We start from the raw sequence: 21,853 nt of genomic DNA, 5'->3' as shown, positions 1-21,853 counted from the left end.
TTATGAGACTCTTAGAACAATTCCGAGTTGTGAGGGCGAGCCGCAGGGCCGCCATCCTCGCGCCGGACCCGGCCCCCTCGCGGCGCCTTGAGGAGACTGCTTCATGAAGATTACCGTTCGCGGATGGCTTGTTTCCGGCGCACTGCCGGCGTCCGCAGGCGTGTCGGCACTGATCTTGGCGGCCGCCCTTTCGCTTCCCTCTCCCGTCCTGGCCCAGCAGCCGGAGGCCGCTCCGGCCGCCGCCGCGGCGGCGCCGGTGGAGAAGGAAAAGGATGAGCTGGGCAAGTACACGTTGCCGGACGGCGACCCGACCTACAACATCCAGGCCGACGGGACGCTCGACTGGTACACCTATTCCGGCTACCGCCGCTACCACGCCGAGTGCCACGTCTGCCACGGTCCCGACGGCATGGGGTCGAGCTACGCGCCGGCGCTGGCCACCTCGCTCAAGACCTTGACCTATGCGCAGTTCATGGAAACCGTCGTGAACGGCAAGAAGACCGTCGGCGTCGGCACCGCCGATCAGGTGATGCCGGCCTTCGGCGAGAACAAGAACGTCATGTGCTACCTCGACGATATCTACATCTACCTCAAGGCCCGTGCCGATGGCGCGCTCGGCCGCGAGCGCCCCAGCAAGCGCGAGGACAAGACGAAGGCGTACACTGCCAATGAGAACCAGTGCTTCGGACGACCGAGCTGACGCCATGTCACGCATGGCGCGCCGCTCGGCGGGAAGGCGCGGACGCGGCGACGCGGCGGGGAGCCTGACGCTCGCCGCCGCTGCCGCCGCACTCGTCGTCACCCTTGCCGCCGCTCCGGCGGCGGCCCAGGTGGCCGACCTTGTCGACCGCTCGACGCTGCGGGTCTGCGCCGACCCCGCGAACATGCCCTTCACCAATGAGGAAGGGCAGGGCTTCGAGAACAAGATCGCCGAGCTGATGGCCGAGAAGCTCGGCCTTCCGCTCGACTACACCTGGTTTCCTCAGGCCACCGGCTTCTACCGCATGACGCTCGGCGCCAAGCGGTGCGACGTGGTGATGGGCTATGTCGCCGGCGGCGATCCGGTGCTCAACACCAACCCCTATTACCGCTCCGCCTGGGTGCTGCTCACCAAGAAGGACGGTGACCTCGCCGGCGTCGACACGCTGGAAGACCCGCGGCTGAAGGGCCGGCGGATCGGCGTCGTCGCCGGCTCGCCGCCGGGCGACCTGCTGACCCGAAACGGGCTGATGCCGCTGGCGCGTCCCTATGCGCTGATGGTCGACCGGCGCTTTGAAAGCCCGGCCGAGGCGATGATCGCCGATCTCGACGCGGGCGAGATCGACGCGGGCATCCTGTGGGGGCCGATCGGCGGTTACTACGCAAAGAAGTCGCCGATCGAGCTGTCGGTAGTGCCGCTGGTGAAGGAGAAGGGCGATCCCTCGCTCGTCTACCGCATCACCTTCGGCATCCGCCCGGGCGAGCTGAACTGGAAGCACCAGCTCAACGCCTTCATCAAGGAGGAGCAGGGCGCGATCAACCGCATCCTGCTGGATTACGGCGTGCCGCTGCTCGATGGCCAGGACCGGCCGATCGAACAGGCGCCCTGAGCACGGGGAGGGGAGGAGGCGATGAGCACCCGTCCCGAACCGTCGCTTCGGCGTCTCGCCTGGCTCGGCATCGCCGGGCTGGCGGTGGTGCTCTTCGCCTTCGGCCCCTCGACCGGCCGGGGCGAGACCCCCGTGCCGGAGCCGGACGGCTACCGCATGGACGTCTACCGGGCGCCGACGCCGGCGACGCTGCGCGGCGCGCATGTGATCGATACGGGGGCGGCCGAAAGGCTGTGGCGCGACAAGGCGGCGCTGTTCGTCGATGTCATGCCGCGCGACGTGAAGCCGGCGAATCTTCCCGCCGGCACGATCTGGCGCGACAAGCGGCGCGATCACCTGCCGGGCAGCGTGTGGCTGCCCAATGTCGGCTATGGCGCGCTCCACCCCGAGGTGGACGCCTATTTCCGCAACAGCCTGGCCAGCCTCACCGAGGGACGCCGCGACGCCGCGCTGGTGTTCTACTGCCAGACCGACTGCTGGATGAGCTGGAACGCCGCGCGTCGCGCGCTCGAATACGGCTATGCCAATGTCACCTGGTATCCGGCCGGCAGCGACGGCTGGGCCAAGGCTGGCCTGCCGCTCGACGAGGCCATGCCCTTCCTGTGAGACGCCCCTCCCGTGAGGCGCCGTTCCTGTGAGGCGCCTTGCGCGCCGCCGTGGCCTGGAGCGCTGACATCCGGGCGCTGAATCGGGTTATCCTGCGCGCATGCGGGAACGATGCGGACGACTGGCGGCGTGGCTCGCCGGCCATTGGGTGGCCGGCGCCGGCTTCATGGCCGGCGCGCTGCTGGCGGCGGCGCCCTTCATCGCCGTCTCGGCATCCCTGCCGCTGCTGCTGATCTTCCTGCACAGCCCGGTTTACATGCTGCATCAGCTCGAGGAGCATGCCAGCGACCGCTTCCGCCGCTTCGCCAATCACATGGTCTTCGGCGGCCGCGAGGCACTGTCGGTCGCCGCCGTGCTGGTGATCAATGTCGGCGTGGTCTGGGGACTGAATCTGGGCGCGCTCTACGCCGCCCTGCTGTGCGGCGCCGGCTATGGTCTCGTCGCGCCCTACGCCATGCTGGTGAACGCGCTCACCCATGTCGGCGCGCGGATTCGGCTCGGCGTCTACAATCCGGGCCTGGTCACGGCGCTCGCGCTGTTCCTGCCGCTCAGCCTCGCCACGATCGTCGTGGTCGCCCGCCAGCCGGGCGTCGACTGGCGCTTCCATGCCGGGGCGCTGGCGGGTGCGCTCGCGCTGCACCTCGCCATCATCGGTCAGGTCGCGCTTCGGCTCAGGGCGCTGCGCCGGCGCGGCTGAACCTCACTCCATCGCGCCCTGTATGCTGCGGGCGAGGGAGAAGGCGCGCTGCTCCAGCAGCACCGGGCTCTCGCATACCGCCGTCATCGACTGGTGGCGCGAATCGTAGATGCGGGTGTCCCACAGCAGCTGCCGTTCCATCTCCGCGGCCTTGGCCTTGGTCTCGTCGGTCGTGGCTGCCTTCTTGGCCTTGGCGAGTGCGAGGCTCTCGTCCTTGATCCGCTTGGACAGCTCGATCTGGTGCTGCGCATAGCGCTCGATGCCGTTGATGATCCGGCTGCGCCGCGCGTTGATCTGGTCGAACACGCCGGCGAAGAGCAGGGTGAGGCGCTCCTTCTTGTCGGCCCCCAGCTTGCCGGCGAAGACTTCGACCCGCGACGTCGCATCCTCGACCGGGGTGCGCTGCGCCACCAGCACCGGCACCAACTCGGCCACCTCGCGGTCGCCCTGCCAGTTGAGGCCGTCGATCGAGGGGCCGGACCACATCTGGCCGGCGGCGAGTTCGGGCACCTTGCGCTGGATGCAGGGCCAGAGGCCGCCGGTCGGGGCGGCGGCGAGGGCCGGCGCGGCGCAGGCCATCAGGACGAGCGTGGCGACGATGCGCAGGGCACGGAAGGGGAGAGCGGGCATGGGCGTTTCCTCGGGCAATTGTTCGGGCGCGCATTGGCTCCCGTTTCTGTTTGGCCGGCTCATTTGGCGCTGTCCGGTCCGCCGCGACGGGCCATCACTCCGGCGGCTGGATCATACGCCAGGATCGACGCGGCAAGGAACACGGCGGCGCAACCGGCGACGACCAGTGCGGACAGCGGATCGAACTGGCCGTAGAGGGCGAAGCGGATCAACTCCACCGCATAGGTGAACGGGTTGAAATTGCAGATGTAATAGAGCGGCAGGCTGCTCTCCTGCACCCGCCAGAGCGGGTAGAGCGCGGAGGAGGTGAAGAACATCGGGAAGATGACGAAGTTCATCACGCTGGCGAAGTTCTCCATCTGCCGGAACAGCGAGGACATCAGCAGGCCCATGGCGCCGAGCATCAGCCCGGTGAGCATCAGCGCCGGCAGGACGGCGAGATAGCCGATGGGCGGCAGCTCGACTTCCCAGAACCAGGCGATGAACAGGAAGGCATAGACCTGCAGCAGAGACACGCAGATGCCGGCGACCAGCTTGCACACCAGCAGGTACCAGCGCGGATAGGGGCTCACCAGCAGGATGCGCATCGCCCCGACCTCGCGGTCATAGACCATGGACAGCGAGGATTGCAGCCCGTTGAATAGCTGGATCATCGCCACCAGCCCCGGCGTCACATAGACCTCGTAGAGCACATAGGTGTCGTAGGGCGGGATGATGGAGACGCCGAGCACGGAGCGGAAGCCGGCGGCGAAGATGAACAGCCAGACCAGCGGGCGCACCAGCGCCGAGAGGAAGCGGCCGCGCTGGTTGAGAAAGCGCAGCCCCTCGCGCCAGCAGATGCCGACGAGGACGACGAGATAGCCCGCGAGCGGCAGGCGGAAGCGGGGCGAGGGCGTGCCGGAGGGCGGGCTCATGCGGCCGTCTCCGTCGCATCGTCGACGAGGTGCAGGAAGGCGGCCGACAGATCGGGGCTTTCCGCCGCCGCCAGTATTTCCTCATAGGTTCCGCTGGCGCGGATCCGCCCGCGATGCAGCACGACGACGCGGTCGCCGGGTGCGATCTCTTCGATGATATGGGTCGCCCACAGCACGCCGATGCTCTCATTCTCAACAAGACTGCGGACCTGGGCCACCAGTGCGGCCCGCGAGGCGATGTCCAGCCCGACGGTGGGCTCGTCGAGCAGCAGGAGGCGCGGCCGGTGCATGAGCGCGCGCACGATCTCCACCCGGCGCATCTGGCCGCCGGAGAGGTTGCGCACCTTGTCGCGGGCGCGGTCGGCGAGGCCGTCCTGTTCGAGCAGCTCCATCGCCCGGCGGCGTCCGGCTTGGAAGCCGATGCCGTGCAGGGTGGCGTGGTAGAGCAGGTTGTCGAGGACGGAGAGTTCGAGGTCGAGCGTGCGGGCTTGGAACACCACGCCGAGCTTGCTCAGCGCCGCCGCCGGTTCGCGCCGCACGTCGTGGCCGAGGACGTGGATCGCGCCGCTGCGGTTGTTGTAGAGCCGGGTGATCAGCGAAAACAGCGTGGTCTTGCCCGCGCCGTTGGGGCCGAGCAGGGCGGTGAAACTGCCGGTCGGAACGGTGAGGCTGACATCGTCCAGCGCCTTGCGCGCGCCGAAGGCGTGCGTGACGTCGCGAACCGCCAGCGCCGGCACGGCGCCATCCGGTGCATCGGGAGGCAGGGTATCGCGAGGAAGGATATCGCGAGTCTGGGCCGGCATGGCGTCTCCCGCGTCGAGAGAAGAAAAGTCCCCGGGGTTAGCCGGGGACAGTGTTCACGAGGAGTATAGAGGGAAAATAAGCCGGACCGCGTCGTCACTTGACGATGAATTCGCCCTTCATGCCGCGCTCTTCCATGCCCTTGCAATACCAGGGATAGGTGCCGGGTTTGATCGGCACGAAGAACATTTCGGCCTCGCCCTCTTCCTCGAACTCCAGCTCGGTGAGGTGGACGGCCTTGATCTCCATGCCGCCGGCCTCGACCTTGCGCAGGAAGATGTTCTGGAACAGGCCGGGCGCCTGGAAGGCGCAAGGCTTTTTGCCGGTGGCCTTGATGGTGAGGGTGTAGGCCTTGCCGGTTTCCAGTTCGTACTTGGTCTGCGAGACGCCGAAGCCGGAGTCCCCGGTGCCGACCGCCAGTTCTTCCAGCTCGGTCGGCTTCAGCGTGAGGTCGCCCTTGGCATAGGCGAGGCCGGAGAGGGCGAGCGTCGCGGCCGTGGCGATGATGATGTGCTTCTTCATGGCATGTCCTCCGAATTGTCTGTCTGATTGATCGTGTTGAGCTTACGGCACCACGACCACGCCCCAGGGCGCGCGTCCGACGGTGACGGATTTGGTGACCTTCTCGTTGTCGACATCGATGACCGAGATATCGTTCGAGTTGCCGTTGGTGGAGATCAGGAACTTCTCGTCCGGGGTGAAGCCGAGCTGCCAGACACGCTGGCCGACGAGCAGGTACTTCTCGACCTCGAGCGTCTTGGCGTCGACCACCGCGACATGGTTGGCCGGGCCGAGGGCGACGAAGGCCTTCGAGCCGTCCTTGGTGATGCGCACGCCGACCGGCTGGATGGCGTCGTCGGCGACGCCGGGAATCTTGAAGGAGATCTTCTTGACGATCTTCCAGGTGGCCGGGTCGACCACCGCCACCGTGCCGCCGACCTCGGCCGAGATCCACAGCTGCTTGCCGTCCTTGGTGAACTCGGCGATGCGCGGGCGGGAATCGACGAGGATGTTCTCGATGATCTCGTTGTTCGAGGTGTCGACCACATGCGCCATGTTGGTCGTCTCGGACGTGTTGACCATGTACTTGCCGTCAGGGCTGATGCCCATGCCCTCCGGCTCGACGCCGACCGGGATCTCGGCGATCAGGTCGTTGTTCTCGACATTCACCACCGTGACCATGTTGTCGTCTTCGTTGGCGATGTAGAGCGGATTGCCGGAAGGGTGCAGCACGAACAGCTCGGGGTCCGGTCCCGAACGCAGCGTCTTCACCAGCTTCAGCGTCGCGGCGTCGTAGACTTCGACGCGGTTGTCATCGGAAACGCAGACATAGACCAGCTTGCCGTCCGGGCTCGCGATGATGCCGCGCGGGCGGCGGCCGGTCTTGATGGTGTCGATGACCTTGAGCGTCTCCATGTCGAGCACGCTCACCGTGTGGTCGCGCTCATTCGAGACGAAGGCACGTGGGCTGGCCTGGGCCGGCAGGGTGTCGACCAGCAGCAGCCCGGCAAGGGCGGCCAAGCCGGTGGACAGCATGATCTGGCGCTTCATCGTTTCCTCCTGGCAACTAATTGATCTTATTGGAACTTGCAGACCGACTCCGGCCGGTCGAAGCCGAGCGTGTCGAGTGGCGAGCTCTGGTGCAGGAAACCGGCCTGCGGCGAGAGCGTCACCGTGTTGGTGGCGTGGGTGAGCAGGATCGGCTGGCGCAGCTGGTGGTCCCAGCCGCGGAAGCTCGCGGCGACGCCCTTGAACACCGGCAGGTCGTAGTCCGGCGAAAGCATCTGCGCCTTCACCTTGGCCGGGTCGCTGTTGCGGGTCTTGAGGCTGGCGGAGCCGATGGCGAAGGTGCCCTGCCACATCTGGAAGTCCAGCGGCTGCATCATCCGCTTGGACTGCTTGAAGAAGCGGCTCTGCAGCTGCGAGGCGCCCCAGTTCTCCATGGTCGGGTGCCAGGAGAGCGGCATCAGTCCCTGCGTGCCGGCAATCGGGCGTGCCAGCCAGGTGTTGTAGGGCAGGATGTCGCCGAACTCGCCGAGTTCGTCGGCCACCACGAGTATGTCGTATTCGCCGACCTGCGTGCCGCGCGGCACTTCCGACTGGGCGGTGGCGCGCGCGTCGGGCCCGTAATCCCAGGTCTTCTCGGCGACGATCTTGGCCCCGAACTTCTTGGCCGAGCGACGCACCGCATCGGCATAGAGCTTGTCGTCGTCGGTGCGCCCGACCATCAGGAACCAGTTGCGCCAGCGCTTGGTGACGAGGAACTGGGCGAGCGCGTCGGCCAGCATCGCCCGGCTCGGGGCGATGTGGAACACGTTGGCGCGGCAGTCCTGCTGGCGCAGCCGGTCGTCGGTGGCGCCGACATTGATGAAGATGACGTCGGTGCCCTTGAACGCGTCGGCGATCTTGAGCACCTGCCCGGCCGGCACGTCGAGCAGGATGAAGCGATTTCCCTCGTCCACCAGCTTCTGCACCACCGGCAGCGGATCGCCGTCGGTCGGGACGATCTCGCGGGTGAGCTTGTAGTCGAGCTTGAGGAAGCGGCCGCTGGTGAGATTGTCGCGGATGCCGAGCTCGGCGCCGGCGATGCCGAGGTCATCCGGCGGCATCTGCAGCGGGGCGATCCATGGTGGCGGCTCGGGAAGCTGGCGCACCACGCCGATACGGAAGGTCTGCTCCGGGCCAATCGCCGCCGCCGGTTTTGCCGCGAGCGGCGGGGAGGCCGGGGCGGCGGGAGAGGCAGGGGTCGATGAGCCGGCATCCTGCGCCCGCGCGGGGCTCGCCACGCATGCCATCGCTATCAGCATCGCGCCGGCGGCGCCTGCCATCCGTTTCATCGGCATTCCATCCCACGGCTTGTGTCTTGGTTCAGGACGAACGTCTTCGGAACTTTTCTCTGTCGCCGTGGGAAAACTCTACGCAATCAAAATCAAGCATTCAATAAAATAGCGAACATAAGAAACTAATAAGAAAATGTAACGCTGACGTTATTCAAAGCATAACGCATGTAAAGAAATCGGGAACTTTTTCCCGGTGGCTTGCGGGAGGACTTCTTGGCGATATGATTGCCTCCAGGCGGGAACAAGTTCGCCCGGAGAGGCAATACGCAATGAGAGCTCTTGGCCGTATCGGCGGCGCCGTCATTCTCACGCTCGGTCTCGCCGTCTTCGCTGCCGGTGCGCATGCGGCGACGCGCGTGGCGGTGTTCGACTTCGAGCTGTTCGACACCAGCGGGGAGGCGGACATTCGCGGCCCCAAGCCGGAGGAACTGCACCGTCTGGCGCTCATCAGCGATGAGATGCGGCGCCGGCTGCGCGAGGCCGGCTACGACGTGGCCGATCTCGCTCCCGAGCGGGCGCGGATCGACGACATCTCGCCCATCCGCAACTGCAACAGCTGCGAGCTGAAGGTCGCCCGCGCGCTCGGCGCCGACATCGAGGTGATCGGCCTGGTGCAGAAGGTCTCCAACCTCATCCTCAACATCAACTTCCAGCTTCGCGATGTCGCGACCGGGCGGGTGCTGCGCGCCGGCAGCGTCGACATCCGCAACAACACGGATGAATCCTGGCAGCGCGGCGTCTCCTATCTCGTGCGCAACCGACTGCTCGATCCACCGCTCACCGGGAAGGCCGCGCCATGACGACCACCGCCATCGCCGCGCGGCTCTCGCGCCGCGCGCTGCTGCTGGGCGCCGCCGGCCTCGCCGCGCTGCCGTCGGCGCTGCGCGCCCAGCAGGAGCCGGCGCTGCGGCTGCGTATGGGCACATTGAAGTTCGGCACGCTCAACTGGCTGATCGACACCATCCGGGCGGAAGGCTTCGACGCGCGCGAGGGCCTCGCTGTCGAGAGCGTCGATCTGGCCAGCGGGCAGGCGACCACGGTGGCGCTGCAGGCGGGCGATGTCGACCTGATCGTCAGCGACTGGCTGTGGGCCATGCGCCGCACCTCCGATGGCGAGCCCATGCGCTTCGCGCCGTTCTCCAACGCGCTCGGCGCGGTGATGGTGGCCGCCGACGGGCCGGTCAGGGGCCTCTCGGATCTGCGCGGCCGCAAGATCGGCGTCGCCGGCGGCGCGCTCGACAAGAGCTGGCTGCTGCTGCGCGCCTATTTCAAGGCGCAGACCGGCGACGACCTCGCCGGCGTCGCCGAGCCGGTCTTCGGCGCCGCGCCGCTCGTCACCGAGCAGCTCGCGCTCGGGCGGGTCGATGCGGTGCTCACCTTCTGGCCCTATGCCGCACGGCTCGACGCACGCGGCTTCCGCCGTCTGCTCGACGTCAAGGACGTGATCAAGGGGCTGGGCATCGAGCCGGCGCCGCCGCTGGTCGGCTTCGTCTGGCGCAATGCGGTGATGGCGGAGAGGGGCGCGGCGATCGCCGCCTTCCTGCGCGCCGCAGCGGCGGCGAACCGCGTTCTGGCGAGCGATGACGCCGCGTGGGAGCGCCTGCGCCCGCTGATGCAGGCGGCGGACGAGGCGGAGTTCGTTCGCCTGCGGGGCTATTACCGTGCTGGCATTCCCGGCAGTTTCGGCGAGGCCGAGAGGGCCTCCTGCGCCAGGCTCTATCAGGTGCTGGCCGAGATCGGCGGGCCGGAACTCGTCGGGCCAAATCCCGGCTTCGACCGTTCGCTGTTCGGCCCGGTTGGCGAGTAGGGCGGGTGTCGACGCCCCTGCGTCTGGTTATCACTGCCGGCTCGCTGCTGGCGCTGCTGCTGTTCTGGCAGCTCGCCGCGCTGTGGGTGGCCTCGCCGCTGCTGCCCGGACCGCCCGCCGTGCTGGAGGCGGCCGTGCGGGCGACGCGCAGCGGCGTCATGCCGGAGAACATCGCCATCACGCTCGCCCGTGTCGCCGCGAGCTTCCTCATCGCCATGGCGGTCGGCTCGGCCGTCGGCATCGCGCTCGGCCGCTCCATTGCGTTGAACGAATTGTTCGGCCCGTGGGTCGTGGTGCTGCTGAACCTGCCGGCGCTGGTGGTCATCATCCTCTGCTATGTCTGGTTCGGCCTCACCGAGGTGGCGGCGATCACCGCGGTGTCGATCAACAAGATCCCCAATGTGGCGGTGACGATGCGCGAGGGGGCGGTGGCGCTGTCGCGCGACCTCGACGAGATGGCGCAGGTCTACCGCCTGCCGCGGCTGAAGGCGCTGCGCCACGTCACACTGCCGCAGCTCGTGCCGTTCTTCGCCGCCAGCGCCCGCTCGGGCCTGGCGCTGACCTGGAAGATCGTGCTGGTGGTGGAGCTGCTCGGCCGCTCCAACGGTGTCGGCTTCGAGCTGCAGACGGCGTTCCAGCTCTTCGACGTCGCCGCCATCCTGGCCTATGCGCTCGTCTTCACGGCGGTGGTGCAGGTCATCGAGATCGGCCTGCTACAGCCCTGGGAGCGGCGGGCCAACAGGTGGCGGCGATGAGCGCGATCGCCATCGACATAAGCGAGAAGCGTTTTCCCGCCCAGGCGGGGACGCCGGCGCGAGAGATTTTTCGCGGTTTCCGTCTCGATGTCGCTGCGGGCGAGTTCCTCGTGCTGCTGGGGGCCTCGGGGCTGGGCAAGACGACGCTGCTCAACATCGTCGCCGGGCTCGACCGGCAGTATCGCGGCGCGGTCCGCTTCGGGCAGGGCCGGCCGCGCATCGCCTATGCCTTCCAGAGCCCGCGCCTGCTGCCGTGGCGGACGGTGCTGGAGAATGTCGCGCTGCCGCTTCCCTCCGGCGAGGAAGGCCGGCGCCGGGCGCGTTCCATGCTGGCGGAGGTGGGGCTGGCGGAACTCGCCGATGCCTATCCCGAGCGGCTGTCGCTCGGCCAGCAGCGCCGGGTGGCGCTGGCCCGGGCCTTCGCCATCGAACCCGACGTGCTGCTGATGGACGAGCCCTTCGTCTCGCTCGACGAGGCGGGCGCCGAGCGCCTGCGCGACCTGCTGCGCCGCCTGCTGGCCGGGCGCCCGGCGACGGTGCTGTTCGTCACGCATGACAGCCGCGAGGCGGTGGAACTGGCGAGCCGCATCGTCGTGCTGGAAGGCGCGCCGGTGCGTATCGCGCGCGATGTCGCGCTCAGCCTTTCGCGCGAGGACCGCGCGGTGCCGGAGCGGGTGGACGAATGGCGCCGTGCCATCGGCGCCGTCGGCTGAGCCGCCACCCCGGAAAGCCCGAATGCCGCAAAAGAAAAAGGCCCGGAGCGCGAAGCCCCGGGCCAATGAGCATTCTGTGGGCAGGAGAAGGCGGTTGCCCGCCGGCTCCGTGGCGCAAGCGACGGCGGCTAGCCACCGTCACTTGTTGAGGAAGATCGCCGCCAACCGCTGGAGCAGGCCCTTCGGATAGTGGGCCGCGGGCGGAGCTGTTGTCTGCCCAGGGTTGCTTCCGATCTAAGCGGCGAAGGGGTGCTTGGCCGAGGCGGCCTGAGCAAGGACTTCCTTGATCTTCGGTTCGCCGTCGACGGCGCGCTTCAGGGCTTCCTTGGTCGCCTCGTAGTTGAACTTCTGGATCTTGGCGTCGTCGGCCGCTTCCCAGTGGATGAACACGCCGACCGAAATGAACAGGTCGTCGGCTTCGTCTTCCGGAATCACGCCTTCGGCAACGCTGTCGACCACGGCCTTGGCGACCGCATACTGCGCAGGGCCGAACATCTGGACGGCCTGGCGGGCGTCCTTGATGGTGACCTTGTTGAACAGGATGGTGTTCGGCTTGGCGAGCAGGTTCGGCGTGACGACGGCGAGCAGCGAGGTGAAGCCGTCCTTGTTGTTGGTCAGCGCGTTGACGAAGGCGCTCTCCGCCGCCGAGCCACGCGGCCCGATGATGAGGTCGATGTGAGCGACTTCGTTGCCGTCGCCCACCAGCGATTCGCCGATAAGTACCTTGTTGATCTTGGCCATCTAAATCCTCCCAGAACGGGGTTGCACGACAAGGGGCAGGAACTGTCCCTCTGCGATGTCCCGGCTATCTTTGTTGCAGCGTTTGGGAACCAAACCGGTTGGCCCGATAGCGCGACCAGACACGTTACGAGCGAGAGACTAGGCCCGCTTCCTCTTTATCCGCAAGGGATTCTTCGTTCGTGTGACGCTCGGGCACGCGCTTGCCCCATGCTTTCTTGTCGCGGCCGCAAGCCGGCCTCTGCGTTGCGGAATATGGCGGCATGGTCAAAAAAATGGCAGGGGCGCCGGCGAGGAGGGAGAGAAAACCTTCCGTCGACGATTTTTTATGGTGCGCAACCCCCGGCCTCCGTCATATTTATAGGATGGCCCGCTTTTTGCTGCACTGCGGCTTGATGGGGCCGGACTGATCCAACTGCCGCGGGCGGCGTATGAGATCAGGGCGAGGTACTGCGGGAAACGCTCGGGCGAGGCTTGGACTCACGCCCTGAGGAACACTTTATGGAGCTCATTCTGTCCGTCTGCCTCTTCGCGAATCCCGGCATGTGCCGCGAGGAAGCCGTTTCCGTTGGCCTTGAGCGCCCGCCCGCGCCCGCCCAGTGCATGATTGGGGCGTTGCCCGTCATCGCCGAATGGAGCGAGACGCACCCCAAGTGGAAGGTCACGAAGTGGCGCTGCGCGCCCTCCGGCTCGGTCGGCCGCGAGATCTGACCGGCCGCCGGCACATTCTGCTGCAGCGCAGCGTGCGCGGCCGCCGCGTCCGTGGAATCATCGGCGCGCCATCGATCTGAGATGGCGAAATCCGGTGGGACGGCATGGGGCGTGGCTTGTTCTCGTCGCTCAGGGCGCGCATGGCGCTGCTGTTGTCGGTGGCGGTGCTCGTCACCGTCGCGTCGACGATTCTGCTCGTCGTTGCGCTCGGTGCGGCGAACACGCAGCTCGACCGGCTGGTGTCCGCCCAGAACCGTCTGGAACTGCTGTCGGCGATCTCCGGCCGCATCGGCGATTACGCGTTGATGGCGCTGCAGACCGCGCAGCAGCCCAATGCCCGCACGCAGGAGGCGCTGGGGACGGCGCGCCGCGCCACGTTGGGCGCCTTCGAGCGTTTCGAGAGCACGCTGGCCGATGACGTGCAGCGCTTCCAGGACGAGGAGCAGCGTACCCTCATGGCCGCGCGCAGCCGCACGCTGGCGCGCCTGAAGGCCCAGTTCGACGTGCTCAACCGTCAGGTCGAATCCGCGCTTACCCAGCCGGACGCGCCCACCCATGTGCGCGTCGTGCTCGACGTTTTCGCCGCCGGCTTCGGCAGTCCGCTCACCCAGGCGATGGAGGAGGAGCGTGCCGCGGCGCACGCGGCGCAGACGGCGGTTCACCAGGTCCGCGAGCGCACTATCCGCTGGGGGCTGATCGGTCTTGTCCTGACCTGCCTGCTCGCGGTCGTGCTGTACCATCGGCTCGGCCGTTCGCTGGTCAACCGCGTCGCCGACGTGGCCGCCGCCGCGGCGGACATTGCGCGCGGGCGCTCCGATACCCGCGTCAACGTCACCGGGCATGACGAGCTCAGCCTCGCCATGGTGCGGTTCAACCGCATGGCGGCGCATCTGGCGCGGCGCGAGGGGCGGCTGGTGGCGGCGCAGAAGCAGTTGCAGGAGATCGTCGATGCCCGGACGGCGGAACTGCGCGCCGCCAATACGCGGCTGGAGAGTGTCGATCTGGCGCGGCGGCGCTTCTTCACCGATGTGAGCCACGAACTGCGCACGCCGCTGACCGTCATTCTCGGCGAGGTCGAGATCACGCTGCGCCCGGTGCAGCCGCGCGAGGAGGATCTGCGCGCGGCGCTGCTGGTCATCCAGTCGCGCGCGCGGCGGCTGCACCGCCGGGTCGAGGACCTGCTGCGCATCGCCCGGTCCGAGAGCGGGCAGATCGAGCTCGATCGCTCGCTGTTCCTGGTCTCCGACCTTCTCGCCGATGTGCGCGAAAGCATGCAGCCGATCGCCCGTGCCGCCGGGCTGACGCTGGAGATCGCCTGCACCTCGGAGGACCTCGCCGTCGATGCCGACCGCGACTGGCTGCGCCAGACCTTCGACGGGCTGGTCGCCAACGCGGTACGCCATTCGCCCCCGGGCGAGACCGTTCGGCTGGAGGCGGTGCGGGAGGGCGACGAGGTGGCGATCCGGGTTCGTGACCACGGAACGGGCATCCCCCCGGACGAACTGCCGCATGTATTCGAGCGCTTCTGGCGCGGTACCGCCGGCACGCGCGAGGGCACCGGCTTCGGAATCGGGCTGGCACTGGCGAAATGGATCGTCGATCGCCATGGTGGTCGCATCGAGATAGACAGCGGCACCGGAGACGGCGCGGTGCGGGGCGGGACCTGCGTGACCGTGCGCCTGCCCGTTCCGGTGCCTGACGCAACGTTGGAGGCGGCCCAGTGAACATTCTGATCGTCGAGGACGATCCCGACATCGGCTCCCTGCTGCGACGCGGCTTCTCTTCGGAAAGCTATGCGGTGGAGCTGGTCGGCGACGGCGAGGAGGCGCTGCGCGCCGCGAACGGCAAGGCGTGGGGCGCGATCATCCTCGACGTCATGCTGCCCGGTCGCTCCGGCATCGAGGTGTGCAAGGCGCTGCGCGCCGGCGGGCAGACCGCGCCGATCATCATGCTGTCGGCCCGCTCCAGCGTGAACGAGCGCACCGAGGGGCTGATGGCCGGGGCGGACGACTACATCGTCAAGCCCTTCGCCTTCGAGGAACTGCTGGCGCGGGTGAAGGTGCAGGCCCTGCGGCGCAGCAATGCCGACGGCGAGCCGCGCACGCTGGCCGTCGGTACGCTCTCGCTCGATCTCGACACGCGTCAGGCGCAGCTCGGCGGTTCCCGCGTGCGCCTGACCGAGCGCGAGGTGGAGTTGCTGGCGCTGCTGATGCGTCATCCCGGCGAGCCGCTCTCGCGCGCCGACATCTTCGCCGCGCTGTGGGCGGGGCATGGCGGCGCCTCGCTCAATGTTGTGGATGTCTATGTCGGCTATCTCCGCCACAAGCTCGCCGAAGCCCTGCCCAATGGCGGGCACCCGATCGTCACCGTGCGCGGGCGCGGCTTCATGCTTGATGTGGAGACCGACTGATCCGCTGAGAATGGTGAACGTTTCGCTGATGGTTTTTGGTATAATGTCCACCTGACGGAAGGATGATCAGGTCTTTCTTGACGAAGACGAAAATGATCACCACATTACTGGCGTGGTGTAATAACCGCAAATCAACGCAACCTCTTATGATCTTCTTATGAAGTAAAAAGGGGTTGAAAAATCGAGGAGGAAGATATGGCCTGGACCACTCCGCGTATCGTCGAAGTCTGCGTCGGCATGGAAGTCAACGCCTACTATCCGGCTGATTTCTGAGCCTAAAGGGGCGGGTTGGCGCGAAAATCGCTTTGCCGATGGACACGTCCCCGTCCCGCTTCAGGCTCGTCGTGCTGGGCTCGGCCGCAGGCGGTGGATTCCCCCAGTGGAACTGCCGCTGCGCGGTCTGTTCGCTTGCATGGGCCAATGATCCGCGCGTGCGCCGCCGGACGCAGGCCTCGATTGCCGTTACTGCCGATGGCGAGCACTGGGCGCTGGTCAATTGCGCGCCGGAGGTTCTGGCGCAGATCCAAGCGGTGCCGGCGCTTCACCCGCGGATCGGCCTGCGCCATTCGCCGCTCGGCGCCGTGCTTCTGACCAACGCCGATATTGATCACGTCGCCGGGTTGCTGAGCCTGCGCGAGGCGCAGCCCTTTACCCTGCTGGCCACGCCGGCGGTGCACGGCGTTCTGGCGGCGAGCAGCGCGTTCGACGTGCTGGCGGCCGATGTCGTCGAACGTCGGCCGGTCGAACTCGGCTCCTCTTTCGGTCTGGTCGAGGGCGTCAGCGCCACGATCTTCCCGGTGCCCGGCAAGATCGCGCTTTATCTCGAGGCGCGCGAACAGGCCGAGAAGGGCGCCCTCGTCACCGACATGGAGGGCGAGCAGACCATCGGCGTCGAGTTGCGCGCCGGCGGCAAGCGCGTTCTCTACATTCCCGGCTGCGCGACGATGACCGATGCGCTGCGCCAGCGGCTGGAGGGTGCCGATGCCGTGCTGTTCGATGGCACGCTCTGGCGCGACGACGAGATGATCCGTGCCGGCGTCGGCACCAAGACCGGCGCGCGCATGGGGCATATGTCGATGTCCGGCGCGCTCGGTTCGATCGAGGCTTTGCGCAACATCAAAGTCGGACGAAAAATCTATGTTCACATCAACAACACCAATCCGGTGCTCGTTGATGACTCAGAAGAGCGGATAACGGCGAATAAAGCCGGATGGGAAATCGCTCAAGATGGGATGGAGATTGCCCTATGACCACGCTTCTGTCGGCCGATGAACTGGAAAAGCGCCTGCGCGATGTCGGTACCCGGCGCTATCACAGCCTGCATCCCTTCCATAAGCTGCTGCACAGTGGCGAGCTGGATTTCGGACAGGTGCAGGCCTGGGCGCTCAACCGCTACTACTACCAGGCGATGATCCCGGTGAAGGACTCGGCAGTCCTCGCGCGGATGGAGGAGCCCGAGCTGCGCCGCGTCTGGCGCCAGCGCATCGTCGACCATGACGGCGACCATGAAGGCGAGGGCGGCATCGCCCGCTGGCTGGTGCTGACCGACAGCCTCGGCCTCGACCGCCACTACGTGACCTCGCTCGCGGGCCTGCTGCCGGCCACGAAATTCGCGGTGGATGCCTATGTCCACTTCGTGCGCGAGAAGAGCCTGCTGGAGGCGATCGCCTCCTCGCTCACGGAGATGTTCTCGCCCGGCATCATCGGCGAGCGTGTCGCCGGCATGCTGAAGAACTATGATTTCGTCTCGAAGGAGACGCTGGCCTATTTCGACAAGCGCCTGACGCAGGCGCCGCGCGATGCCGATTTCGCGCTCGACTACGTCAAGCAGCATGCCCGCACGCCGGAGCAGCAGGAAGCCGCGATCCGCGCGCTGGAATTCAAGTGCGACGTGCTCTGGGTGCAGCTCGACGCGCTCTATTTCGCCTATGTCGATCCGAAGATGGCCTATCCGGGGGCCTTCGTCCCCAAGGAGACGCGATGACCGCGACACTCGCCGCGACCGGCATTCCGAAGCTCGCGCGTGGCGTCCGTCTGCGCCATGACGAGGCGCGCGGGCAGTGGGTGCTGCTGGCGCCCGAGCGGGTGCTCAATCCGGATCCGGTCGCCGTCGAGATTCTGAAGAAGGTCGACGGCGCGCGTTCGATCGACGCCATTGTCGAGGAACTGGCGAGCGCCTTTTCCGTCGACCGTGCGCGGGTGGCGAGTGACGTCGACGCCTTTCTCGCCGGGCTGGTGGAGAAGGGGATGATCGAGGTCGCAATGCCGATCATAGGGGATGCCGCATCATGAATGTGATCGCGCAGCCTGCGGCCCACAGCGAGGCGCCGGTTCGTCCGGCGCCTCCGGCGCCCTATGGCATGCTGGCGGAGCTGACCCATCGTTGCCCGCTGCAATGCCCCTATTGCTCGAACCCTGTCGAGCTCGACCGCCGCAATGTCGAGCTCGACACCGAGACTTGGCTGCGCGTCTTCTCCGAGGCGGCCAAGCTCGGCGTGCTGCAGGTCCACCTCTCCGGCGGCGAGCCGACGGCGCGGCGCGACCTCGAGCAGATGATCCGCCACTGCGTCGAGGTCGGGCTCTACACCAATCTCATCACCGCCGGCGTGGGCGTGACGGCCGAGCGCCTGCGCTCGATTTCGGATGCCGGCATCGACCATGTCCAGCTCTCGTTCCAGGGCGCGACGGCGGAGATCACCGACAAGGTCTCGAATTTTCGCGGCGCGCATGAGCGCAAGATCGCGGTGGCGCATGAGGTGCGCCGGCTCGGCCTGCCGCTCACCATCAATTCGGTGATCCACCGGGCCAACATCCACCAGATCCCGACCTTCATCGAGTTGGCGCTGGAGCTCGACGCCCGGCGCATCGAGATCGCCCATTCGCAATATTACGGCTGGGCGCTGCGCAACCGCGGCGCGCTGATGCCGACCCGCGATCAGGTGTTCTGGGCGCTCGACGTCGTCGAGGAGGCCCGCGCCCGGCTGAAGGGCACGCTCACCATCGACGCGGTGGTGCCAGATTATTACGCCAAGTTCCCCAAGCCCTGCATGAATGGCTGGGGCCGCCAGTCGCTCAATGTCACGCCGTCCGGCAAGGTGCTGCCGTGCCATGCCGCCGAGACCATTCCCAGCCTCGATTTCTGGAATGTGCGCGAGCACTCGCTGGGCGATGTCTGGCTGAATTCGCCCGCCTTCAACGCCTTCCGCGGCACCGACTGGATGCCGGATCTGTGCAAGAGCTGCGAGCGCAAGGAAATCGACTGGGGCGGCTGCCGCTGCCAGGCGATGGCGATCGCCGGCGATGCCGCCGCCACCGATCCGGCCTGCCACAAGTCGTCGCTGCACGCCCACCTGCTGGCGCTCGCCGAGGCAGATGCGACGGGTGCCGACGAATATGACTACCGGCGCTACGCGCAGCCGGACCGCGCCAATTGACCAGGAGTGCCGTTATGTTGCGTTTGGCGACCCGCTGCGCCGCTGTCGTTCTTTCCCTCGTCTGCGCCAGCGCTGTCTGGGCGGCGCCGACGGGGAGCCAGCTCTTCTTCGAGACGCCCTATCTGTCGAAGGTCGAGCCCGGCACGACGCTGAACTACGCCTACAAGCACGTCACCGCCGAGGCCAAGCTCGGCGAGGGCTTCGACGAGACGCTGGCGATGAAGGTCACGGCGCCGGCGGACGATCCCGCCAAGCGCATCGCCGAGGTGGTCATCCGGCGCGGCGCGCGCGAGGGCGAGGCAGGGCCGTTCCCCACGCTGAACGGCAACCCGATCTCGCTGATCCTGCTCGAACGCGACGTGAAGGAGATGGCGCAGCTCAGCCAGGGCAGCCCGTACTATTTGCGCAACCGCGTGCGCGATCACCTCGCCACCGGCACGGTCGAGCCGGCCCGTTTTTCCTATGACGGCAAGGAAGTCGAGGGCTGGAAGCTCTCCCTGCGTCCCTTCGCCGAAGACCCGAACAAGGAAAAGCTCCTGGAGCTGGCCGGGCGCCGCTACGAGTTCCTCTTTTCCGACGCGGTGCCTGGGGGGCTCTATTCCATCGACGTCGTCACGCCCAAGGCGGACGGCACCTCGAACATCATCGAGACCAGCCTGACGTTCACCGGCGCCACCACGGCACCGGCGGCGAAATAGGCGGCCAGCCGGGAGGACAGCCATGAAGGATCTGACGAGGAAGGCCGCGCGGGTGGCCGCCGGGGCGCTGCTGGCCGTGGCGCTCGGCGCCGGCGCGGCGGCGGCCCAGTCTTCCACCCTGTCGCCGGGCCTCGCGCCGGGCGTGACGGCCGGGGCGAGCAAGCCGACGCCGTCGACGCCCGGTTCCGGCCTGATCAACGACTATCCCACGGTTGCCCGCGCCGACTACGTGTTCGGCTGCATGGCGGCGAACGGGCAGACGCGACAGGCGCTGGAGAAGTGCTCCTGTTCGATCGACACCATCGCGACCATCCTGCCCTATGAGCGCTATGTCGAGGCCGAGACCATCCTCAGCGTCGGGCAGGTGACCGGGCAGCAGTCCGAGCTGTTCCGCAACACCGGCATATTCCGCGACATCGTCGCCGATCTGCACCGGGCGCAGGCGGAAGCGGAAGTGACCTGCTTCTACTGAGAAGTGACCTGCTTCTGCCGAGCCGGGGCGGGCGCGCCAGCGGCGCATCCGTGCCCGAGCCTGACGATGCCTGAACGTGACAATGCCCGGGTCCTGCCCGGGCATTGTTGTCTCGGCACCGGGCGGCGATCGCCAGCCCGCCATCGGCGCTAGCCCGCCGGCTTCAATTCGCCCTTGAACGTGCTCCCGTCCGTATCGGCGGCGTCGACGTGAATCTCCTGCCCGGTCGGCTGGTAGGTGAAGCGGATTGCCGGATCCTCGCTCAGCGAGATGCCGCCGGTCATCGAGAAGATCAGCTCGTCGCCCTGCTTGACCTCGATGTCGTCGACGAACTTGGCGGGGATATAGGCGCGGGTGAGCGGGTCCATCTGCAGGCCGGAATAGTTGGGGTGCCGGATCATCAGCTGGAGCTGCGAGACGCGGCTCGCCTTGCTGGGGTCGCTCAGCCCGTCGGCCTTCACCGATTTCAGCTTGAGCTGGCCGAGATTCTTCAGCGCCGCTTCCTCGTCCTTCATCGCCGGGGCGGAGCAGCCGCCCGAGGCCTTCACATAGCGCGCCGCCATGTGCAGCGTGCCGTCGCTGGTTTCCGCAATGGCGCGAATGAACGAATAGGAGTTCACGCGCAGCCGCGTGCCGAGCGTCAGGTCGCGGCGTGCGCCGCCGAAGGTGAAGGTAGCGGCGAGCGGGGCGGGGTTCTCGTCGACGATGAGCGAGAGTTTGGTGACGGTGCGCGGATCGCCTTCGGGAAGCACGATCTCGATCTCGACCGGCACCATGGCGGCGTCTTCCGCACGCGTGGGGGCGGTGAGGCGGATGAGCGGGCTCGACTCCTCGATGGCGCGCTCGCCGAACACGTCCGGCTTGAGCGCCTTCCAGGTTTCGTCGGCACCCGGCTCCTGCGCCGCGGCCGCGTTGACGGCCAGGGCGGAGAACAGCGCGACGGCAAGGATCAGGCGTATTTTGCGATGCATGGGTACCTCCCGGGCCCGTCGGATCGTTGAGCGTCCGGCGGTTGCTCGGCATCATACACCTGCACGGCGTGAAATTGCAGGCACGAAAACGCGATCACATTGACGCGCCCCGGCGGTGCGCGTGCACCGCTGGGGCTCTAACATTTTGCTCGAGCATCGCATCGGCAGCGCCGGGCTTCCTGACCGGCCGCGCCAATGCGATGTTCGGGACGAATCCGTGCCGCTACGCTCTTCATCAGGATGCCCTGCCATGCTCTCGCGCCGTTCTCTGCTCAAGGCCGTCGCCGCTTCCCTTCTGGCCGTGCCGCTTGGCGCTGCGGGGCTCTCGGAGGCGCAGGCGCAATCCGTGCCGACCAGCCGGCCGCCGGCGCCGCGCCGCGAGCCGCGCCCGGCGCCGCGCCGGGGCTACACCTGGGTGCCCGGCCATTGGGCGTGGAAGCCGCGCCGCGGCTGGGTGTGGACGGCCGGCCACTGGGAGGAGAGACGCCGCGGCTTCGAGTTCGTCGGCCCGCGCTGGGTGCTCCGGCGCGGCCAGTGGGTCTATGAGCCCGGCCGCTGGGTCCGTACCTGGCGCTAAAGGTAGCGGAAGGGCGGATATGCTCCGCAATGATACCTAGCGTGGTGCGATTGTAGGACCGCGCATCCGGCGGTAATGTGCAAGTGAATCAAACTGGGGGTGTGCCCGAATGTCCAAGTCTGTTGCCGTCAAGCTCACGGTTGTCGCTGTTGTCGCGCTCATCGCGGCCGGTTGTTCCAACACCCAGCGCCGTACCGGCACGGGCGCGCTGATCGGCGCCGGCACCGGCGCGGTGATCGGAGGCATCGCCGGCGGCGGCACGGGCGCGGCCTGGGGTGCGGGCATCGGCGCGGTGGCCGGTGGCGCCATCGGCGCGGCGACCGCCAACTGATCTCCGCTGAGGTTTCCGGCGCGCTGATCGCCCGGAGGCAGTGCCGGAGCTTCCGGTGCGCTTTTTGACCAGCAACGGCCGTGCTTCCGACTCGGAAGCACGGCCGTTTGCTGTCCGCCGCCCTTTCGCGTCGGTTGAGCGGGCGCTAGGAGAGACCAC

The 21,853-nt window shown here is 67.4% G+C and carries 26 protein-coding genes and 1 pseudogene; 19 read left to right on the top strand and 8 right to left on the bottom strand.

Annotated elements, in window-relative coordinates; genetic code table 11:
* Positions 1-103: 103 nt before the first annotated feature.
* From AC1PZ7_RS16985 to AC1PZ7_RS16970, 4 genes are all read left to right on the top strand, one after another.
* The gene (locus tag AC1PZ7_RS16985; protein ID WP_482356379.1) at positions 104-700 is read left to right on the top strand and encodes a c-type cytochrome, methanol metabolism-related; all 597 of its coding nucleotides are present in this window, start codon (positions 104-106) and stop codon (positions 698-700) included.
* Positions 701-713: 13 nt separating this feature from the next.
* On the top strand, positions 714-1,589 hold the full coding sequence (locus AC1PZ7_RS16980) for a substrate-binding domain-containing protein (RefSeq protein ID WP_482359664.1): 876 nt from the start codon (positions 714-716) through the stop codon (positions 1,587-1,589).
* A 21-nt stretch (positions 1,590-1,610) separates the two neighbouring features.
* Entirely contained in the window at positions 1,611-2,195 is a 585-nt protein-coding gene (locus AC1PZ7_RS16975) for a PQQ-dependent catabolism-associated CXXCW motif protein (RefSeq protein WP_482356378.1), read from the top strand.
* A gap of 100 nt (positions 2,196-2,295) precedes the next feature.
* Entirely contained in the window at positions 2,296-2,892 is a 597-nt protein-coding gene (locus AC1PZ7_RS16970) for an HXXEE domain-containing protein (RefSeq protein ID WP_482356377.1), read from the top strand.
* 3 nt (positions 2,893-2,895) lie between these two features.
* On the opposite strand, the gene AC1PZ7_RS16965 is transcribed toward AC1PZ7_RS16970, so the two are convergent.
* The 6 genes from AC1PZ7_RS16965 to AC1PZ7_RS16940 all read right to left on the bottom strand — a co-directional run bounded on the left by AC1PZ7_RS16965 (position 2,896) and on the right by AC1PZ7_RS16940 (position 8,074).
* Complete coding sequence (locus AC1PZ7_RS16965; RefSeq protein WP_482356376.1) at positions 2,896-3,522, bottom strand: hypothetical protein; 627 nt, start codon at positions 3,520-3,522, stop codon at positions 2,896-2,898.
* Positions 3,523-3,581: 59 nt separating this feature from the next.
* Positions 3,582-4,436, bottom strand: coding sequence for an ABC transporter permease (locus tag AC1PZ7_RS16960; protein ID WP_482356375.1), 855 nt, complete (start codon positions 4,434-4,436; stop codon positions 3,582-3,584).
* Positions 4,433-5,239, bottom strand: a complete 807-nt coding sequence (locus tag AC1PZ7_RS16955; RefSeq protein WP_482356374.1) for an ABC transporter ATP-binding protein — start codon at positions 5,237-5,239, stop codon at positions 4,433-4,435. Before AC1PZ7_RS16955 ends, AC1PZ7_RS16960 begins: the two co-directional genes overlap by 4 nt.
* A 94-nt stretch (positions 5,240-5,333) precedes the next feature.
* The gene (locus tag AC1PZ7_RS16950; protein WP_482356373.1) at positions 5,334-5,759 is read right to left on the bottom strand and encodes a cupredoxin domain-containing protein; all 426 of its coding nucleotides are present in this window, start codon (positions 5,757-5,759) and stop codon (positions 5,334-5,336) included.
* Between the two features lie 42 nt (positions 5,760-5,801).
* Positions 5,802-6,788, bottom strand: coding sequence for a PQQ-dependent catabolism-associated beta-propeller protein (locus AC1PZ7_RS16945; RefSeq protein WP_482356372.1), 987 nt, complete (start codon positions 6,786-6,788; stop codon positions 5,802-5,804).
* A 26-nt stretch (positions 6,789-6,814) separates the two neighbouring features.
* A complete protein-coding gene (locus AC1PZ7_RS16940; protein ID WP_482356371.1) occupies positions 6,815-8,074 on the bottom strand; it encodes an ABC transporter substrate-binding protein in 1,260 nt (419 codons plus the stop codon).
* 272 nt (positions 8,075-8,346) lie between these two features.
* Here AC1PZ7_RS16940 and AC1PZ7_RS16935 point away from each other — a divergent pair, with 272 nt between their 5' ends.
* From AC1PZ7_RS16935 to AC1PZ7_RS16920, 4 genes are read left to right on the top strand one after another with little or no spacing between them, the layout of a single operon-like run.
* Positions 8,347-8,877, top strand: a complete 531-nt coding sequence (locus AC1PZ7_RS16935; protein WP_482356370.1) for a DUF3280 domain-containing protein — start codon at positions 8,347-8,349, stop codon at positions 8,875-8,877.
* The gene (locus AC1PZ7_RS16930) at positions 8,874-9,884 is read left to right on the top strand and encodes an ABC transporter substrate-binding protein (protein WP_482356369.1); all 1,011 of its coding nucleotides are present in this window, start codon (positions 8,874-8,876) and stop codon (positions 9,882-9,884) included. The genes AC1PZ7_RS16935 and AC1PZ7_RS16930 overlap by 4 nt, the downstream gene beginning before the upstream one ends.
* A gap of 5 nt (positions 9,885-9,889) precedes the next feature.
* Positions 9,890-10,639, top strand: a complete 750-nt coding sequence (locus AC1PZ7_RS16925) for an ABC transporter permease (RefSeq protein WP_482356368.1) — start codon at positions 9,890-9,892, stop codon at positions 10,637-10,639.
* Positions 10,636-11,352 carry an ABC transporter ATP-binding protein gene (locus AC1PZ7_RS16920; protein ID WP_482356367.1) on the top strand — a complete coding sequence of 239 codons (717 nt, stop codon included), beginning with the start codon at positions 10,636-10,638 and terminating at the stop codon, positions 11,350-11,352. Before AC1PZ7_RS16925 ends, AC1PZ7_RS16920 begins: the two co-directional genes overlap by 4 nt.
* 234 nt (positions 11,353-11,586) lie before the next feature.
* Here AC1PZ7_RS16920 and fae read toward each other — a convergent pair whose 3' ends face one another.
* The gene (fae, locus tag AC1PZ7_RS16915) at positions 11,587-12,093 is read right to left on the bottom strand and encodes a formaldehyde-activating enzyme (RefSeq protein ID WP_482356366.1); all 507 of its coding nucleotides are present in this window, start codon (positions 12,091-12,093) and stop codon (positions 11,587-11,589) included.
* A gap of 498 nt (positions 12,094-12,591) precedes the next feature.
* Here fae and AC1PZ7_RS16910 point away from each other — a divergent pair, with 498 nt between their 5' ends.
* The 9 genes and pseudogenes from AC1PZ7_RS16910 to AC1PZ7_RS16870 all read left to right on the top strand — a co-directional run bounded on the left by AC1PZ7_RS16910 (position 12,592) and on the right by AC1PZ7_RS16870 (position 19,815).
* Positions 12,592-12,801 carry a hypothetical protein gene (locus tag AC1PZ7_RS16910; protein ID WP_482356365.1) on the top strand — a complete coding sequence of 70 codons (210 nt, stop codon included), beginning with the start codon at positions 12,592-12,594 and terminating at the stop codon, positions 12,799-12,801.
* A gap of 104 nt (positions 12,802-12,905) precedes the next feature.
* Positions 12,906-14,525: a sensor histidine kinase gene (locus tag AC1PZ7_RS16905; protein ID WP_482356364.1), complete on the top strand. Its 1,620-nt coding sequence runs from the start codon at positions 12,906-12,908 to the stop codon at positions 14,523-14,525.
* Complete coding sequence (locus tag AC1PZ7_RS16900; RefSeq protein ID WP_482356363.1) at positions 14,522-15,211, top strand: response regulator transcription factor; 690 nt, start codon at positions 14,522-14,524, stop codon at positions 15,209-15,211. Before AC1PZ7_RS16905 ends, AC1PZ7_RS16900 begins: the two co-directional genes overlap by 4 nt.
* 195 nt (positions 15,212-15,406) lie before the next feature.
* Positions 15,407-15,484 carry a pyrroloquinoline quinone precursor peptide PqqA gene (pqqA, locus tag AC1PZ7_RS16895; RefSeq protein WP_144343266.1) on the top strand — a complete coding sequence of 26 codons (78 nt, stop codon included), beginning with the start codon at positions 15,407-15,409 and terminating at the stop codon, positions 15,482-15,484.
* A 38-nt stretch (positions 15,485-15,522) separates the two neighbouring features.
* Positions 15,523-16,461 (top strand): pyrroloquinoline quinone biosynthesis protein PqqB, encoded by a 939-nt coding sequence (pqqB, locus tag AC1PZ7_RS16890; protein WP_482356362.1) that lies wholly within the window; start codon positions 15,523-15,525, stop codon positions 16,459-16,461.
* Positions 16,422-17,503 (top strand): annotated as a pseudogene (gene pqqC / locus AC1PZ7_RS16885) (pyrroloquinoline-quinone synthase PqqC). The gene pqqB and the pseudogene pqqC overlap by 40 nt, the downstream one beginning before the upstream one ends.
* The gene (pqqE, locus tag AC1PZ7_RS16880; RefSeq protein ID WP_482356361.1) at positions 17,500-18,645 is read left to right on the top strand and encodes a pyrroloquinoline quinone biosynthesis protein PqqE; all 1,146 of its coding nucleotides are present in this window, start codon (positions 17,500-17,502) and stop codon (positions 18,643-18,645) included. The pseudogene pqqC and the gene pqqE overlap by 4 nt, the downstream one beginning before the upstream one ends.
* Positions 18,646-18,659: 14 nt before the next feature.
* Positions 18,660-19,343 carry a hypothetical protein gene (locus AC1PZ7_RS16875; RefSeq protein ID WP_482356360.1) on the top strand — a complete coding sequence of 228 codons (684 nt, stop codon included), beginning with the start codon at positions 18,660-18,662 and terminating at the stop codon, positions 19,341-19,343.
* A gap of 31 nt (positions 19,344-19,374) precedes the next feature.
* Positions 19,375-19,815, top strand: coding sequence for a hypothetical protein (locus tag AC1PZ7_RS16870; RefSeq protein WP_482359663.1), 441 nt, complete (start codon positions 19,375-19,377; stop codon positions 19,813-19,815).
* A gap of 149 nt (positions 19,816-19,964) precedes the next feature.
* On the opposite strand, the gene AC1PZ7_RS16865 is transcribed toward AC1PZ7_RS16870, so the two are convergent.
* A complete protein-coding gene (locus AC1PZ7_RS16865; RefSeq protein ID WP_482356359.1) occupies positions 19,965-20,786 on the bottom strand; it encodes a quinoprotein dehydrogenase-associated SoxYZ-like carrier in 822 nt (273 codons plus the stop codon).
* Between the two features lie 250 nt (positions 20,787-21,036).
* On the opposite strand from AC1PZ7_RS16865, the gene AC1PZ7_RS16860 reads away from it, so the two are divergent.
* Positions 21,037-21,363, top strand: a complete 327-nt coding sequence (locus tag AC1PZ7_RS16860; RefSeq protein ID WP_482356358.1) for a hypothetical protein — start codon at positions 21,037-21,039, stop codon at positions 21,361-21,363.
* Between the two features lie 109 nt (positions 21,364-21,472).
* On the top strand, positions 21,473-21,694 hold the full coding sequence (locus AC1PZ7_RS16855; RefSeq protein WP_482356357.1) for a YMGG-like glycine zipper-containing protein: 222 nt from the start codon (positions 21,473-21,475) through the stop codon (positions 21,692-21,694).
* The last annotated feature ends 159 nt before the right edge of the window (positions 21,695-21,853 follow it).

Source organism: Ancylobacter sp. TW_SC_1 (assembly GCF_056836805.1).
The sequence above is the reverse complement of the archived record's forward strand: the minus strand, read 5'-3'. Positions and strand labels throughout refer to the sequence as shown.

Coding starts and splice junctions, on each gene's coding strand:
- AC1PZ7_RS16865 (WP_482356359.1), bottom strand. CDS start 20,786: ATGCATCGCAAAATACGCCTGATCCTTGCCGTCGCGCTGTTCTCCGCC.
- AC1PZ7_RS16980 (WP_482359664.1), top strand. CDS start 714: ATGGCGCGCCGCTCGGCGGGAAGGCGCGGACGCGGCGACGCGGCGGGG.
- AC1PZ7_RS16875 (WP_482356360.1), top strand. CDS start 18,660: ATGTTGCGTTTGGCGACCCGCTGCGCCGCTGTCGTTCTTTCCCTCGTC.
- AC1PZ7_RS16975 (WP_482356378.1), top strand. CDS start 1,611: ATGAGCACCCGTCCCGAACCGTCGCTTCGGCGTCTCGCCTGGCTCGGC.
- AC1PZ7_RS16935 (WP_482356370.1), top strand. CDS start 8,347: ATGAGAGCTCTTGGCCGTATCGGCGGCGCCGTCATTCTCACGCTCGGT.
- AC1PZ7_RS16905 (WP_482356364.1), top strand. CDS start 12,906: ATGGGGCGTGGCTTGTTCTCGTCGCTCAGGGCGCGCATGGCGCTGCTG.
- AC1PZ7_RS16955 (WP_482356374.1), bottom strand. CDS start 5,239: ATGCCGGCCCAGACTCGCGATATCCTTCCTCGCGATACCCTGCCTCCC.
- AC1PZ7_RS16860 (WP_482356358.1), top strand. CDS start 21,037: ATGCTCTCGCGCCGTTCTCTGCTCAAGGCCGTCGCCGCTTCCCTTCTG.
- AC1PZ7_RS16855 (WP_482356357.1), top strand. CDS start 21,473: ATGTCCAAGTCTGTTGCCGTCAAGCTCACGGTTGTCGCTGTTGTCGCG.
- AC1PZ7_RS16910 (WP_482356365.1), top strand. CDS start 12,592: ATGGAGCTCATTCTGTCCGTCTGCCTCTTCGCGAATCCCGGCATGTGC.
- AC1PZ7_RS16970 (WP_482356377.1), top strand. CDS start 2,296: ATGCGGGAACGATGCGGACGACTGGCGGCGTGGCTCGCCGGCCATTGG.
- AC1PZ7_RS16985 (WP_482356379.1), top strand. CDS start 104: ATGAAGATTACCGTTCGCGGATGGCTTGTTTCCGGCGCACTGCCGGCG.
- pqqA (WP_144343266.1), top strand. CDS start 15,407: ATGGCCTGGACCACTCCGCGTATCGTCGAAGTCTGCGTCGGCATGGAA.
- AC1PZ7_RS16920 (WP_482356367.1), top strand. CDS start 10,636: ATGAGCGCGATCGCCATCGACATAAGCGAGAAGCGTTTTCCCGCCCAG.
- pqqB (WP_482356362.1), top strand. CDS start 15,523: ATGGACACGTCCCCGTCCCGCTTCAGGCTCGTCGTGCTGGGCTCGGCC.
- AC1PZ7_RS16960 (WP_482356375.1), bottom strand. CDS start 4,436: ATGAGCCCGCCCTCCGGCACGCCCTCGCCCCGCTTCCGCCTGCCGCTC.
- AC1PZ7_RS16945 (WP_482356372.1), bottom strand. CDS start 6,788: ATGAAGCGCCAGATCATGCTGTCCACCGGCTTGGCCGCCCTTGCCGGG.
- AC1PZ7_RS16930 (WP_482356369.1), top strand. CDS start 8,874: ATGACGACCACCGCCATCGCCGCGCGGCTCTCGCGCCGCGCGCTGCTG.
- fae (WP_482356366.1), bottom strand. CDS start 12,093: ATGGCCAAGATCAACAAGGTACTTATCGGCGAATCGCTGGTGGGCGAC.
- AC1PZ7_RS16940 (WP_482356371.1), bottom strand. CDS start 8,074: ATGAAACGGATGGCAGGCGCCGCCGGCGCGATGCTGATAGCGATGGCA.
- AC1PZ7_RS16965 (WP_482356376.1), bottom strand. CDS start 3,522: ATGCCCGCTCTCCCCTTCCGTGCCCTGCGCATCGTCGCCACGCTCGTC.
- AC1PZ7_RS16950 (WP_482356373.1), bottom strand. CDS start 5,759: ATGAAGAAGCACATCATCATCGCCACGGCCGCGACGCTCGCCCTCTCC.
- pqqE (WP_482356361.1), top strand. CDS start 17,500: ATGAATGTGATCGCGCAGCCTGCGGCCCACAGCGAGGCGCCGGTTCGT.